General features: G+C 55.8%; 12 protein-coding genes. 3 read left to right on the plus strand and 9 right to left on the minus strand.

The annotated features are described in order from the left end of the window. Positions 1 to 49 precede the first annotated feature (49 nt). Positions 50 to 1,027 (minus strand): Gfo/Idh/MocA family protein, encoded by a 978-nt coding sequence (locus LBW89_RS09855; RefSeq protein ID WP_148453169.1) that lies wholly within the window; start codon positions 1,025 to 1,027, stop codon positions 50 to 52. A 191-nt stretch (positions 1,028 to 1,218) separates the two neighbouring features. Between LBW89_RS09855 and LBW89_RS09860 the strand changes: the two genes are divergently transcribed. Next, entirely contained in the window at positions 1,219 to 1,863 is a 645-nt protein-coding gene (locus tag LBW89_RS09860) for a nitroreductase family protein (protein ID WP_148453172.1), read from the plus strand. 356 nt (positions 1,864 to 2,219) lie between these two features. Then, positions 2,220 to 3,599, plus strand: coding sequence for an NADP-specific glutamate dehydrogenase (gene gdhA, locus LBW89_RS09865; protein ID WP_148453175.1), 1,380 nt, complete (start codon positions 2,220 to 2,222; stop codon positions 3,597 to 3,599). A gap of 111 nt (positions 3,600 to 3,710) precedes the next feature. Here gdhA and LBW89_RS09870 read toward each other — a convergent pair whose 3' ends face one another. From LBW89_RS09870 to LBW89_RS09880, 3 genes are all read right to left on the minus strand, one after another. Next, positions 3,711 to 4,889, minus strand: coding sequence for an NAD(P)/FAD-dependent oxidoreductase (locus LBW89_RS09870; RefSeq protein ID WP_148453178.1), 1,179 nt, complete (start codon positions 4,887 to 4,889; stop codon positions 3,711 to 3,713). Between the two features lie 60 nt (positions 4,890 to 4,949). After that, positions 4,950 to 5,399 (minus strand): DUF1641 domain-containing protein, encoded by a 450-nt coding sequence (locus tag LBW89_RS09875; RefSeq protein ID WP_148453181.1) that lies wholly within the window; start codon positions 5,397 to 5,399, stop codon positions 4,950 to 4,952. Positions 5,400 to 5,631: 232 nt separating this feature from the next. Continuing rightward, on the minus strand, positions 5,632 to 6,534 hold the full coding sequence (locus tag LBW89_RS09880) for a LysR family transcriptional regulator (RefSeq protein ID WP_148453183.1): 903 nt from the start codon (positions 6,532 to 6,534) through the stop codon (positions 5,632 to 5,634). A 293-nt stretch (positions 6,535 to 6,827) separates the two neighbouring features. Here LBW89_RS09880 and LBW89_RS27480 point away from each other — a divergent pair, with 293 nt between their 5' ends. Further along, positions 6,828 to 6,953: a hypothetical protein gene (locus LBW89_RS27480; RefSeq protein WP_263639110.1), complete on the plus strand. Its 126-nt coding sequence runs from the start codon at positions 6,828 to 6,830 to the stop codon at positions 6,951 to 6,953. Positions 6,954 to 7,245: 292 nt separating this feature from the next. Here the strand turns inward: LBW89_RS27480 and cydC are convergent, their stop codons facing one another. From cydC to LBW89_RS09905, 5 genes are all read right to left on the minus strand, one after another. Then, positions 7,246 to 9,036: a thiol reductant ABC exporter subunit CydC gene (gene cydC / locus LBW89_RS09885; RefSeq protein ID WP_225039075.1), complete on the minus strand. Its 1,791-nt coding sequence runs from the start codon at positions 9,034 to 9,036 to the stop codon at positions 7,246 to 7,248. Beyond that, complete coding sequence (gene cydD, locus LBW89_RS09890) at positions 9,033 to 10,772, minus strand: thiol reductant ABC exporter subunit CydD (protein ID WP_225039076.1); 1,740 nt, start codon at positions 10,770 to 10,772, stop codon at positions 9,033 to 9,035. The genes cydC and cydD overlap by 4 nt, the downstream gene beginning before the upstream one ends. Then, positions 10,772 to 11,788: a cytochrome d ubiquinol oxidase subunit II gene (cydB, locus tag LBW89_RS09895; RefSeq protein ID WP_148453195.1), complete on the minus strand. Its 1,017-nt coding sequence runs from the start codon at positions 11,786 to 11,788 to the stop codon at positions 10,772 to 10,774. Before cydB ends, cydD begins: the two co-directional genes overlap by 1 nt. Continuing rightward, positions 11,775 to 13,178 carry a cytochrome ubiquinol oxidase subunit I gene (locus tag LBW89_RS09900; RefSeq protein WP_148453199.1) on the minus strand — a complete coding sequence of 468 codons (1,404 nt, stop codon included), beginning with the start codon at positions 13,176 to 13,178 and terminating at the stop codon, positions 11,775 to 11,777. Before LBW89_RS09900 ends, cydB begins: the two co-directional genes overlap by 14 nt. 223 nt (positions 13,179 to 13,401) lie before the next feature. Further along, positions 13,402 to 13,956 (minus strand): nitrous oxide-stimulated promoter family protein, encoded by a 555-nt coding sequence (locus LBW89_RS09905; protein ID WP_225039077.1) that lies wholly within the window; start codon positions 13,954 to 13,956, stop codon positions 13,402 to 13,404. Positions 13,957 to 14,138: the final 182 nt, after the last annotated feature.

Consider the following 14,138-nt stretch of genomic DNA (forward strand, 5'->3'; position numbering starts at 1 on the left):
GGGCGATACCGCGAGCACCTGAGTGCAACGGTATCGCCCCTTCTATTTATTAATTTTCAATCTTGACCGGTTTACCGGTCGAAGCCGATTCCAGAGCCGCGCATGTGACGCGCTGGGTCTTCAAGGCGTCGGCGTAGTCGGATAGAATCCCCGAGGTATCCCCGGTGCGTAAGGCGTGAATAAAGGCCTCATTCTCTTTAAGATACGGATTGTCTCCGAGCTTGTAAGAGGTGCTTTCTTCCGTTCCGACGATGTCCAGGCGATCGGGATTCCAGTGCAGCATCCCCGACCCGGTGTACAGTTTCAGGCCGACTTCGCCCACGCCGCCCGGCAGCGCACAGGTGTTGGAAATGTTCGCGATAGCCCCGCTGCGCAGTTTCAAAGTAACGGTGCCTACATCGGGAACGCCCACCTGCTCGAACTGAGTATGCACGATGCGGTTCGCATAGGAGGCGTACACTTCTTCGACTTCACCGGCCAGATAACGCAGCAGATCGACGATATGGGTCGTTTGCTCGATAAACTGTCCGCCGGAGCCCTCTTGTCTTCTCCACCAGGAAACTTGCGGCATATCTCCCATCCAGGTTCCCAAGGCCATCGCGAGCGTCTGGCCGGCCATGCGTTCCTTCATCATCTGAATCGTCGCTTTATAACGAAAATGATAGCCTACCGCATGGACCAGCGGTTTGCTTTGCAGCTTGCCGGAAATTTCCGTGGGAATATCCATATTCGTACCGATCGGCTTCTCCACCAAAAAGGGGATCCCCCGCTCGATCAGTACAGATTCAATTTCCCCATGCGCCATGGGCGGGACACAGATATAGACCGCGTCAAGTTTTTCCCGGTCCAGCATTTCCGTCAAGCCGGCATACCCGCGCGCCCCCGGGTAACGGACTGCCATCGCTTCCGCCTTCGCCTCGCTGGTCCCCAATACGGCGGCGACCCGGACCCGGTCCATCCCGGCCAAGATGTCTCCATGCACTTTGCTGAACCAGCCTGTCCCAATGATTCCGATATTTAAATCCACTTGCTGCAGCCTCCTTTGCCCTCGGCATATGGTTTCTTTAAGCGTAGCGCTTCCATGAAAGAAGCACAAGCGAAACCATTCCAAAACTTTATTCGCTTTCCTCAAAACTGTACTTGAAAAGTTAACAGTTAACCCGTATACTAAATTTACCTAAAAATTAAGATGTAAATATAAGGAGGATTCGGAGAGAGATGAGTATAACAGAGAACGTGAATTTGAATGATTTTTATACGGTATTAAAAGAACGGCATTCGGTTCGAGCTTATGATCCCAGCGTAGAGATCTCCAGAGAAGAAATGACGGAAATGCTGGAGCTCGCTTCTTCCGCCCCTTCTTCTTCCAACCTGCAGCCATGGCGTTTCCTCGTCATCGACGACCCGAGCTTGAAGGAAAAGCTGCTGCCCATCGCCAACAACCAGCAGCAAGTGGTCGATGCCGCGGCCGTCGTTGCCGTGCTTGGCGATTTAAAGTCCTATGAACAGGCGGATGCGATTTATTCCAAAGCGGTCGAAGCCGGATACATGGACGAAACGACGAAAAATTCCTTTGTGGAACGGCTCCAAAGCATGTACGGCGGACTGAAGCCCGAACTGCTGCACCAGGTGAACGTGCTTGACGCGGGTCTCATTTCGATGCAATTCATGCTTATTGCGAAGGCAAAGGGTTATGATACCGTTCCTATGGGCGGTTATGATGCCGTTAAATTTGCGGAAGCCTTCAACCTGCCAGAAACGCTGAAGCCCATTTTGCTGATCGCCGTGGGGAAAGCCGCCAAACCGGCACATAGCACCGTTCGCTTGCCGATCGGGCAAATCACCCACTGGAACAACATATAAGTCGCGTTTCCCCGTTAATAGAAAGATCATCCACACCGGCCCGCATGGGCCGGTTTTCTATTTCCATTTTTACCATGTCAAAGCTGGTTTTGATTGGGGCTTATGGTGACAATGTGCAGTATTATGGAGGGACGGACGCGAGAAAATAACGGGTGGAGGGAAAGCGCCTAAGTCCGTAGGTCCGGTTCCAATTTCCAGGAAAATCTAACATAGGCTGTAAAGTTCATCTCAAATGGTCATCAACTTCATCTAAATAAAGTTTTGTTTATATCTTACATGGATATTACAATAGGAGTTAGAAAAATCGTGAAAATTGGAACAAATGATAGGTGACAAAACGAAAGGTGGAGAAAAGATTGGCTATTACAACACAATCGAGCCCTGAACTTCAAGCGGCCCAGTCCTATGTGAATGAAGTGTATGAAACCGTCAAGAAGCGCAACCCGGGAGAAAGCGAATTTCACCAGGCCGTTAAGGAAATTCTTGACTCCCTTGTGCCGGTTTTTGCGAAGAACCCCAAGTACAAGAACCATGCGATCCTGGAAAGAATCGTCGAGCCCGAAAGACTTATTACCTTCCGCGTACCTTGGGTTGACGATCAAGGGAACGTGCAAGTCAACCGCGGTTTCCGGGTACAGTTCAACAGCGCCATCGGCCCGTACAAAGGCGGACTTCGCTTCCACCCTTCCGTAAATGCGAGCATCATCAAATTCCTCGGCTTCGAGCAAATTTTCAAGAACTCCTTGACCGGTCAGCCGATCGGCGGCGGTAAAGGCGGTTCGGACTTCGATCCGAAGGGTAAATCGGACAACGAGGTTATGAAATTCACGCAAAGCTTTATGACGGAACTGTCCAAATACATCGGTCCTGACGTTGACGTACCGGCGGGCGATATCGGTGTAGGCGCCCGTGAAATCGGCTTTATGTTCGGGCAGTACAAACGCCTCCGCGGCGGTAACGAAGCGGGTGTCCTCACGGGCAAAGGCCTGACTTACGGCGGAAGCTTGACGCGTACCGAAGCGACCGGTTACGGCCTCGTTTACTTCACGGACGAGATGCTGAAAACCAAAGGCGAAAGCTTCGCCGGCAAAACGGTCGTCGTTTCCGGTTCCGGCAATGTGTCGATTTATGCGATTGAGAAAGCGCAGCAGCTCGGCGCCAAAGTCGTGGCCTGCAGCGATTCGAACGGATACGTATACGACAAGAACGGCATCAACCTTGATACCGTGAAGCGGCTGAAAGAAGTGGAAAGAAAACGGATCAAGGAATACGTGAACGAACATCCGTCGGCCGAATATCATGAAGGCTGCGAAAATATTTGGAACATTCCTTGCGACATCGCGCTGCCTTGCGCAACGCAAAACGAAATAAACGAAGAGGCGGCCAAAACATTGGTGGCCAACGGCGTAAAATTTGTTGCTGAAGGAGCCAATATGCCTTCCACCCTGGAAGCGATCGAAGTTTACCTCAGCAATGACGTGTACTTCGGACCGGCCAAAGCGGCCAATGCCGGCGGGGTTGCCGTTTCCGCTCTGGAAATGGCACAGAACAGCGCCAGACTTGCCTGGTCCTTTGAGGAAGTGGACGCCAAACTGAAGGACATCATGAAGAACATTTACAGAAACAGCGTGAATGCGGCTGAAGAATACGGCCATCCGGGCAACCTGGTGGTTGGCTCCAACATCGCCGGCTTCCTGAAGGTCGCCGACACGATGGTAGCCCACGGCGTTATCTAATCGCATTATCTAATACAGATGTCTGTCGGCCAATGAGGCCGGCGGGCATTTTTTTATAAAAAAGAACCTTCCCTCGATCAATGAGGGGAGGTTCTTTCGATTCAAGTGAGATCAGTATGCCAAAGCGTCCAGCGCTTTGATGTGGGACAGGTAGCGGATGTTGCTCGCTTCCTTCATCAGCGTGGCCGGCAATCCGCGCAGTTGCGTGTTGCTTGCGCCGATCGTCGCCACCGCATCCTTGCGGCCCAAGCTTGCCAGCGTACCCGAGTTCACCGGGCTGAACGTTTCCATATGTCCGCCAGTCAGGTTAGCGTACAGGTTGTAGCCGATCAGCTCGCCCATTTGCCAAGCGATTTGCGCCGTTGGCGGGTACGGACGACCGTCCGCGCCGAAGTATACGGCACTGTCGCCGGCGACGAATACGTCTTTATGCGATGTGGATTGCAGGAATTCGTTGACCGTCGCGCGGCCGCGGTTGACCTCGAGGCCCGATTCGCCGACCAGCGGATTTCCTTGCACACCGCCTGTCCATACGAACGTGTTCGCCACGATTTTTTGCCCGTCCTGCAGATCGATCGTGTTGCCTTCCACTTTCGTTACAGGCAGCCCGGTCAGGAATTTGACGCCGCGCTTCTCCAGGCTTGTCGTTGCGCGTTCGATCAAGTTGTCCGGCAGTACCGGCAAAATTTTAGGGCCGGCTTCGACCAGCATCAATTGAACTTCTTCTTGTTTGATGCCGTATTTCTTGCTCAGCTCAGGCAGCTTGTCGGCGATCTCGCCCACCAGTTCGACCCCGGTCAAACCGCCGCCGCCGATCAAGATCGTAGCGTCCGCCGGATTTTTCGATTTCGCGTATTCCGCCAGTTTCTCTTCGATATGACGGTGGATGCGGTTGGCGTCATCGGCCGATTTCAGCACCATGCTGTACTGCTCCAGCCCCGGAATCCCGAAGTAAGCCGTGATGCTGCCAAGCCCTACAACCAATGCATCATAAGTCAAAACCGTGCCGTCGTGCAATTTAACTTGCTTGTTGTCGACCGAGAAGCTGTCGACTTTGGCGATACGAAGGTCGATGTCTTTGCCCTTGAACAGTTTCTCGAGAGGCAGCGCCACCGCGCGTTCCGCAATACTCCCCGCGGCCAGGCGATGCAGCTCGGTAATAATCTGATGTGTCGGATATTGGTTAACAACCGTAACCCGTGCTTGTTCTTTGGTCATGTATTTCCGGATATTCAAAGCGCTCAGTACGCCGCCGTAGCCGGCGCCCAGGATGACAATATGTTTAGACATAGTAATTCTCCGTCCTCCGTTCTGACAAATTGAGATGGTAACACCTTAAAGATAGCGCGTCTATTTTTGTTGTTGTCTGCTCTTTTCGCCCGCGACTTGAAGATAAGCGTTCACGAAACGGAACAGCTTTTGCGCTTCCGGGTCCTTGAGCATTTTGAGCAGCCCGAACAGACCGATAACTTCTTGACTTGCGTCAGCACGGTCTTTGGCTTCAATCACGGTAGCTGCGATATTTTTAACCGTCCCTACAACAGGACCGGCGATTTCGGAAATAGCGCCCACCGTGTCGCTCTTTAAAGTTTCATCCGTCGCAACGGTTTTGGCAAAATCATAAGACTTCGTCAGAATATTCACCAGCTCGGTCAATTTCGGCAGCTGTTGAACCAGGACTGTCAAGGATTCCTGAACCTCAGGCTTGAGCAGTTGATCAACGATATCGCGTTGCGCATTGTCGCTGGACGTGATCGTCGTTTCTTGTGCAGATTTTGTTTCCGTGTTCGCTTCCGACATACCAATTCTCCTTTACATTAAGCCACAGTGCTTGAATTTTGGGTTAGAAGGGTCCCAATTCCCTCACCGAACTCGCTAGAGTTAGTGAAAAATTGAACATTTAATCAGTAAACAACCCGTAATAGATTGTAACATACTTTCAACAAAAATAGTCATTAAGTTTTAACTTAATGACTATAATCTGAGATTTTTATCATAGTTTGTCCGATTCTAGGAATCGTATTCGGCACGGTTAATATTTAAAATCGAATCGGGGCGCGATCTCTTGTAAATAATCATAAAAAAGCTTCTCCGTCGGCGGCAGCTCCCGGGTAGCCGGTACGATCACCCCTACGTCCCGGGTGACCTCCGGCTCCGTGATCGGTAAAATCACAATGCTGGAGGCGATATGCTCGCTGAGCGCGATCTCCGGTAGAACGGTGAGACCCAGTCCCGCCGACACAAGGCCTTTGATCGCGTCCAGATCATCCCCCTCAAACGCCACCTTGGGCTGAAAGCCGAGATTGCCGCAGGCTTTCACGACGATGTCGCGCAGCACGAAGCCTTCGGGAAACAGCACGAACAAGTCCTCTTTCAGTTCGTTCAAATTGAGCGATTCTTTCTTCGCCAGCGGATGGTCCGCCGGAAGCAGGGCGACGAATTTCTCCTGAAACAGCACCGTTCCTTTAATTTGCGCTTCCTGCTGCGGGACGGGGCCCATGATCGCCAGATTCAGGTCGCCTTTGGCCACCCAATCGACCAACTCCCGGTAAGAGCCGTGCTGCAGTTGAAAATGCACCGCCGGATACCGCTCCCGGAAGCCTGAAACCGCCTTCGGAATCATCTGCGCCGCCATACTGCTCGGAAAGCCGATCCGCACCGTCCCCCGCTCGGGGTCCAAATATTCGCTGATTTCCTGCTGGGCGTTTTCAATCACCTTCATCAGGTGCTCCATATGCCCGAGAAATAACCGCCCGATCGGGGTCAGCTTCACCTTGCGTCCTTCATGAATGAACAGGTCCACCCCCAGCTCGGCCTCCAGCTTGAAAATTTGCCTGCTCACCGCCGACTGCGAAACATGCAGCGCATACGACGCTTCGGTAACATGCTCCAGCTTCGCGACCTCGATGAAATATTGGATTTGCCTCAGTTCCACGTCCGCACCTCCCCTAACAAAGAACGTCAGGTCTTTCAGGTTTTAATCCCCATTATATAGGTTAACCGCCGGGAACGGAAGCCCGCGGGATTCGCACCAGGAAAAGCCCGGCGCAGAGCCAGATGGGACCGCACGCTCAGGGGCAAGCGACAGGGCGGGTAGAGCCTCCGGCGACCAAAGACTGGGTGGAGTAGCCATATGGGGGGGGGAATAGCTGCGCGGAGGGCGGAGTTACTTCGCGGGAAGCGAGAGTTGCTGCGCCGGAAGCGGGGTTACCGCGCGGGAAGCAAGAGTTGCTGCGCCGGAAGCAAGAGTTGCTGCGCCGGGAGCAAGAGTTACTGCGCGGGAAGCAAGAGTTGCTGCGCCGGGAGCAAGAGTTGCTGCGCCGGAAGCGGAGTTACCGCTTTTCCGGACATTAACGGGATTTTCTCCCGCTAATTTCCGGCAAAACCGCTGTTTCCGTGATTTAACTGGAATTTCTCCAGTTAAATTGGGCAGAAAGAGTTCAATTCTCCCCCGGGGGTACAATTAGCGGGAGAAATTCCAGCTAATTTGTTCAACTGAAGCTGATTCGGCATAATTACCGGGAGTTTTTCCCGTTAATCATCATCATCATTAAGCGGCATCAGATTGGCAGCATAGCACAGCCCCCATCAGCAGCAGCATACCATCGAAAAAGCCCAAAGGACGATATCCTTTGGGCTTCCGAATTCACCATTGAGGGCGATCCAGCTCATACAGGTTCCGGTACCGCGGCTCTCGCTCCATCAGTTCGGCGTGAGTCCCCCGCATGAGCACGCGGCCTTCCTCCATAAAAAGGATCTCATCCATCTCTTCCGCAAAAGCGAGATGGTGCGTGACCCAGATGAGCGTTTTGCCCGCCGTCGACCGGAAAATGGTCGACATCAGCTCACGTTCGGTTCGCGGGTCGAGCCCCACCGTCGGCTCGTCCAGGATCAGCACCGGCGTGTCCTGCAGCAGCACGCGCGCCAAGGCGACGCGCTGCCGCTCCCCGCCGGAGAAGCGCTGCCCGGTCTCCCGCATCGGCGTTTCCAGCCCCTGCGGGAGACCGGCGAGCAGTCCGCCGAGCTGCGCCCGCTCCGCGGCTCGGCGAATATCCTCCATCTCCGCGTCCGGACGACCCAGCCGGATATTGTTCGCCACCGTCGTGTCGAACAAATGCGGGCTCTGGTTCAGCACGGAGATGATGCGGGGGATGCCGTCCCCGTAGGCGGCGGACGGCACCCCGTTGATCGTGACGGCCCCGGCCGCCGGGACCAGGGCCCCCTGAATCAGCTTCAGCAGCGTCGACTTGCCCGCTCCGCTGCGGCCGATAACGGCGACCCGCTTGCCCTGCGGGAGATCCAGCGTCACGCCGTCCACGGAGCGCGGCCCCTCCGTGCCGTAGGCGAAGGAGGCCCGCTCCAGCTTGACGTGCGCCCGCCGGGCCGCCGTCTCAAGCTCGGCGGCAGAGGGAACCGCCGCCGCAGCGCCCCCCGTTCCGCCTGTCGGCGCGGCATCCGCCGCGTTGGCCTCTTCGCTAGCGCCGCCGCCCGAAATCCGCTCCAGCCGGTTCAGCGATTCCCGGTATTCCGGCAGGCGCTGGACGGCCTCGGATACCGGCAGGAACGCATCCGCCAGCGGGAAAACGACCAGCACAAAAGCGGCGATCAGCGTCGGGTTCAACTGCCCGGCCGCCACTTGGCCGCCGGACCAGTAAATCATCGATACGACCGTCAGCCCGACGACAAGCTGGCCGATGAAGGCCCGCCAACGCGCCCAGGCTCGCAGCTTCCGCTCCTTGCGAAGCACGGCTTCCTCGTCGCGTTCGTAGTCGTTCAGAAAGTCGGCCGCTCTTCCGCTGATCACCCAATCGCCGATCCCCATCACCGCATCGGTCAGCTTTTGATACAGCCCGTTTCGCTCCCGCTTGAGTGCGGCGTCGGCTCTCCGGGTCAGCATCAGCGAGATATAAGGCAGAACGGCGACGAGGATTAAAATGTAGAGGGCGACCAGAAGCGCAAACCACAGATCGAACACGCCGAGCGCAATCACCGCGGTCGCGTACAGCACCAATGCGATCAGGCTGGGGAAAACGGTGCGGATGTATACGTTTTGCAGCTGTTCGATATCGTCGGCCAACGCGCCGAGAATGTCCCCGGTCCGGTACCGGGAGCGGATGAACAGCGCCTGCGGTTCCAGAATCCGGTACAGGCGCACCCGCATTTTGGACAGGATCCGCAGGACCGCGTCATGCCCGACCAGCCGCTCCACATAGTGAAGAACGGCGCGGCCGATCCCGAAGGCGCGAACGCCGACGATCGGCACGTAAACGAGCAGGATATTGTAAGGCATCGTCGCCGATTTGGAGATCAAAAAACCGGAGGTAAACATCAGCATGGACGCCGCCAAAAGCGTCAACACGCCGAGAAGAAGATACAGGGCGAACCGGCCGCTGTACATTTTAAAATAAGGAATGATCCAGTCTTCCCGCCGCTTCATGCGTTCATCCCCTCCTGCTGCAGCGTCGCCAGCTTATAGTAGGCTCCCCGGCGGGCCATCAGCTCTTGATGGGTACCGCTTTCGGCCACCTGTCCCCGCTCCATGACGATGATCCGGTCCATCTCCCGCATCCAGTGCAGGCGATGAGTGGCCAGAATGACAAGCTTGCCGGAGAACAGCGGAAGCATCGTTTCCTTCAGCTCATACTCCGTCTCGATATCGAGATGGGCGGTCGGCTCATCGAGCAAAATCACCGGCCGCTCGCTGAGCAGCGCCCGAGCCAGCGCCACGCGCTGCTCCTGCCCGCCGCTGAGCGGACGCCCGCCGCCGCCGATCGGCTCGTCCAGCCCGCGCGGCAGGCTGGCCACCAGGGCGCCGAGGCCGGCGGCTTCCGCGGCCCGCAGGACATCGTCCGGCCGGGCATCCGGCTTGTTAAAGCGGATATTGTCAGCCAGCGTACCGCTGAAAATGTAAGGCTTTTGCGGGATATAGGTGATTTGCTCCCGCCACCGTTCCGGGCTCAAATCGCCCAGCCCACAGCCGTTCAGCTCGAAGCTGCCCGAGGTCGGCCGCAGGAAGCCGCCGAGCACGTCGATCAGCGTCGACTTGCCCGCCCCGCTCTCGCCGATAATGCCGATTCGGCCCATACCGCTGAACGTCAAGTTCACCCCGTCGAGGGAGGGATCTCCCTCTTCCTCGTGGCGCACCCCGATCCCCCGTAGCGCCAACGTGCTCCGCGGGGTCCACGTCAAATCGGCGCCGGCCGGCACCGGCGAGGCCTTCGCCGCCTCTTCCCCGGCGGCTCCGATAATCGCCTCCATCGCTTCGCCCGCCTCTTTGCCGTCCAGCGTCGCATGGTAGTCGGCGCCGACCATCCGCACCGGCAGGAAATACTCCGGCGCCAGGATCAGCACGGTCAGCGCAGGCAGCAATTCGATGCGCCCCTCGATTAGCGGCAGGCCCAGGCTGACGGCCACCGAGGCCACGGACAGCATCGTGATGAAATCGAGCGCGAACGAAGACAGGAACGCGACGCGCAGCGTCCGCATCGTCGCGGAGCGGTAGGAATCGCTGACGCGCTCGATGGAATCGATATGCGTTTTGCTCCGCCCCAGAAACTTCAGCGTCTCCAGGCCGCGCAGCGAATCGACGAAATGATTGGACAGGGTCCGGTAGGTCTGCCACTGGCGCTCCGTCTGCTTCCGTGCCGCCAGCCCGATCAAAATCATGAACACGATCAGGATCGGCATCGTCACCATCAGGATAATCGCCGAAGTCGCATTGAGCGTAAAGACGTACGCCAGCACCAATACCGGCGTTATTCCCGTCGCGAGCATCCGCGGCAGGAACAGCTCCAGGTAGTTCCGGAATTTCGTCACGCCCTCCAGCACCAGTGTAACCAGATTCCCCGTTCCTTCCTGTCCGGCAAACCGCGGACCCAGCTCAAACAGCTTGGCCAGCACCTGCCTGCGCAGCGACCGGCCGGTCTGCTCGGCAAAGCGGTAAGCTGTTTTTTGCATGAGCAAACCACATCCCTGCCGGACCAAAAACGCAAGCAGGAACAAACCGACCCCGCCGGCTTGTTCCTGCAGCTTGGCGCCGGCAAACAGGGCGGAGACGACCTCCGCCAGCCAGGTTGCCTGCAATATGATAGCGATGCTTTGAATCAGGGTCAGTCCGGCCATGATCGCCATGACCGGCTTGATTCCCCCGTACTTCATTAGTCCGCGACCCATTAGTACTCCAGATGCTCCTTTTCATGAACCCGTTTATGGAAAACAAAGTAGCTCCAAATCTGATATCCCAATACGAACGGCAGCAGCGTCAGCGCTACGATGGTCATCACCTTCAAGGAATATGGACCAGATGCCGCATTATTAATTGTAAGCGAAAACGTCTCATTAATCGAGCTAATCATAACGCGCGGGAACATTCCGACAAACACGCCGGAGATGGACAGCGCGATCAGCGCCCCCGTCATCCCGAAAGCCCAGCCGTCCCGCTGCTTCGACATGAACATGCCCGCCAGCAGGAAGCAGACGACGCCGACGACGGCCATGGCAGTCAAAATCCCCCCGCGGACTTTAAAGACGTCCGTTTGGAAGTAGGTCATGACGGCGAAGATGACGAACAAGGCGGCCAGCGGAATCAGCAGTTTTTGCGCCAGCTTGCGCGCACGCTCTCTCAAACTTCCCGTCGTACGGAGCGAAGCGAACATCAAACCATGAACCAGGCACAGAACGACAACGGTCACGCCGCCGACCAATGTATATAGATTGACCATATCGAACAATCCGGCTTTCATCTCCATATCCGCGTCGATCGGCAGGCCTTTAAGCAAGCCTGAAAATACGACGCCAAGGAGGAACGGCGGCAGGAGGCTGCCCGCAAAGATCGCGACATCCCAGGTACCCTTCCATTTTCCGTTGGCCACTTTGCCCCGGAATTCAAAAGCCACCCCGCGCGCGATCAGGGCAAGCAGCAGAACGACAAGCGGAGTGTAGTATCCGCTGAACAGCGTGGCGTACCAGTTCGGGAAAGCCGCGAACATCGCGCCGCCCGCGGTCAGCAGCCACACTTCGTTGGCATCCCAGAACGGACCGATCGAGTTGATCAATACGCGGCGTTCCATATCATTTTTGGCGAGGAAACGCGTACTCATACCGATCCCGAAATCGAATCCTTCGAGAAAGAAGAAACCGATGAACAGGACGGCTACTAGCACAAACCAAAGTTCATTAAGAGACAGCATGGTAACCCTCCTTCGCATAAGGATCGGACGAATGATCGTCGCTCGTGTTTTCGGCATTCGGACCCTTCTTGATCGTCTTCACGAACAGATAAACCATAACGATCGCCAAGGCGGTATAAATCGCGCAGTACGCGATCAGGGAGAACAGCAGTTGCCCGGAAGTGACGCTAGGCGAGACGCTGTCTTTTGTCTGCATCAACCCGAACACCGTCCAAGGCTGACGCCCGATTTCCGTCATAATCCAGCCCGCGGTGTTGGCGATGAACGGAAGCGAGATGCCCCACAGCATAAAGCGATAAAACCAAGTGTTCGGTTGATCCAGCTTTTTGCGCCAGGCCAGATACGCGCCGTACATACCCAACAGGATCATCAGGCAGCCTGCGGCGATCATGATCCGGAAACTCCAGAACGTCGTTCTTACCGGAGGGATATAGTCGCCGGGTCCATAGGTTTGCTCGTACTCCGCTTGAAGCTCGTGCATCCCTTTCACTTCACCGGAAAATTTGCTGTAAGACAAGAAGCTGAGCAGATACGGAATTTTGATTTCAAACGTGTTGCTCCCGCTGCCTGGATCAATATGGGCATACACGGTCCAAGGCGCGGGATCTCCGCTCTTGCCCCAAAGCCCTTCGGACGCCGCCATTTTCATCGGCTGGGTTTTCACCAGGTATTGCGCCTGCTGATGGCCGAACAGCGCCGTCGAGAAAGAGGCGATCAGGCCGACGATCACGGCGATGGTGAACGATTTTTTGAAAAATTGTACATCCTGCTTGCGCAGCAGCTTATAGGCGCTGATCCCCGTGATCATAAACGCGCCGGTTGCAAAAGCTCCCAATACGGTGTGCGGGAACTCCACCCATAGCTGACCGTTCGAGATCAACGCGAAGAAATCGTTCATCTCGGCCCGGCCGTTGTTGATTTCAAAGCCAACCGGTCTTTGCATAAAGGAGTTGGCCGCCAAAATCCAGAACGCGGAAACCGTCGTTCCGAGCGCCACCAGCCAAATGCTGAGCAAATGAACCTTCTTGGACAATCGGTCCCAGCCGAAGATCCATAGCCCGATAAAGGTGGACTCCATGAAGAAGGCGAACAAGGCTTCGACCGCCAGCGGGGCGCCGAAGACATCGCCGACGAACCTGGAGTAATCCGACCAGTTCATCCCGAACTGGAATTCCTGAATAATCCCCGTAACCACCCCGACGGCAAAGTTGATCAGGAACAGTTTTCCCCAGAACTTCGCCATCTTCTTGTACTCCTCTTTGCCTTTGACGACGTACATCGTCTCCATGATGGCCACGAGCAGCACAAGCCCGATGGACAAAGGCACGAAGAAGAAGTGAAAAATGGTTGTCGCTGCGAATTGAAGTCGTGCAAGCATTAACGGATCCATATTTTTCTTCCCTCTTTCTAATAATTCTTAACTAATGTGAATTCTATCACGGAATTATGAAGATACACGGGGTAAAAGTAATAATTTTGTGACAAGAATCACATGATAGATGTCACAATGGTGAACAAATTTGAAAAACCTTGATTTGACGCGGCTTTGCGACATGTACCTTATCTGTGAAAAATATGTGTCAGGGCGAATAAGCGGACAAAAAAGACCCGCGCTAATGGCGGGTCCTTCCATCGATCAAATGCCTTACTGTCAGCACGGGGTGGGTCCACAGCATCCGGGGTCCGGCATAACGCATCACCTTCCTGATAGCCTCCCTGGGCTCCGGCGCGTAGCAGTGAACCGGACAGGCGGCGCAGGTCGTTTTGTTCTCGCCGAAACGGCAGTACGTCAACCGCTTAAGCGCGTAAGTCAGCAAGTCCTCGCATTCCCGGCATAATCGCTTTCCCTCGAGGCCGGGTGCGGAATCCGCCGCCTCTAAGGGCGCGGGTCGGGTCGCGGACCCAGGACCTGGTTTGGGTGCGTGTGCAGGTCCGGGTGCAGGTTCGGGTGTGGGTCCGGGTGCGGGTGCTGGTCCGGATGCTGGTCCAGGGGCGGACGTCGGCACGCCTTCCTCCGCTTGCGGTGCATGCGCTATTTGCGCCTGAGAGCGGTGCATCCTACCGCAGTAAAGGGCGATCATATGCTGCACCGTTTTTTTCTCGCGGCGGATTCGCGGTCCTTCCAGTTCCCGGCTCAAGGCTTGCTGCGTATCGTTTGCGTGACTCATAGGTCTCTCTCATCCTCCAGTGGGGTGATAGTGGGTCGATAGTTCCGGCCCGGAAAGCCGGGCGGGTGGATAAGGGCCTTTTTGGGCATTATTTTGTCGAATTTGTCCCTTCGGTGAGAAATAGCGGTCTTTTGGGGCCTTATTTTAGGAAAAAACAGGCCGAAACCTGATTTTGGGACCCG

The organism is Paenibacillus sp. alder61 (genome assembly GCF_020179875.1).
GTDB classification, from domain to species: domain Bacteria; phylum Bacillota; class Bacilli; order Paenibacillales; family Paenibacillaceae; genus Fontibacillus; species Fontibacillus faecis.

Coding starts and splice junctions, on each gene's coding strand:
- LBW89_RS09860 (WP_148453172.1), top strand. CDS start 1,219: ATGAGTATAACAGAGAACGTGAATTTGAATGATTTTTATACGGTATTA.
- LBW89_RS09870 (WP_148453178.1), bottom strand. CDS start 4,889: ATGTCTAAACATATTGTCATCCTGGGCGCCGGCTACGGCGGCGTACTG.
- LBW89_RS09875 (WP_148453181.1), bottom strand. CDS start 5,399: ATGTCGGAAGCGAACACGGAAACAAAATCTGCACAAGAAACGACGATC.
- cydC (WP_225039075.1), bottom strand. CDS start 9,036: ATGAAGCGGCGGGAAGACTGGATCATTCCTTATTTTAAAATGTACAGC.
- cydD (WP_225039076.1), bottom strand. CDS start 10,772: ATGGGTCGCGGACTAATGAAGTACGGGGGAATCAAGCCGGTCATGGCG.
- cydB (WP_148453195.1), bottom strand. CDS start 11,788: ATGCTGTCTCTTAATGAACTTTGGTTTGTGCTAGTAGCCGTCCTGTTC.
- LBW89_RS09900 (WP_148453199.1), bottom strand. CDS start 13,178: ATGGATCCGTTAATGCTTGCACGACTTCAATTCGCAGCGACAACCATT.
- LBW89_RS09905 (WP_225039077.1), bottom strand. CDS start 13,956: ATGAGTCACGCAAACGATACGCAGCAAGCCTTGAGCCGGGAACTGGAA.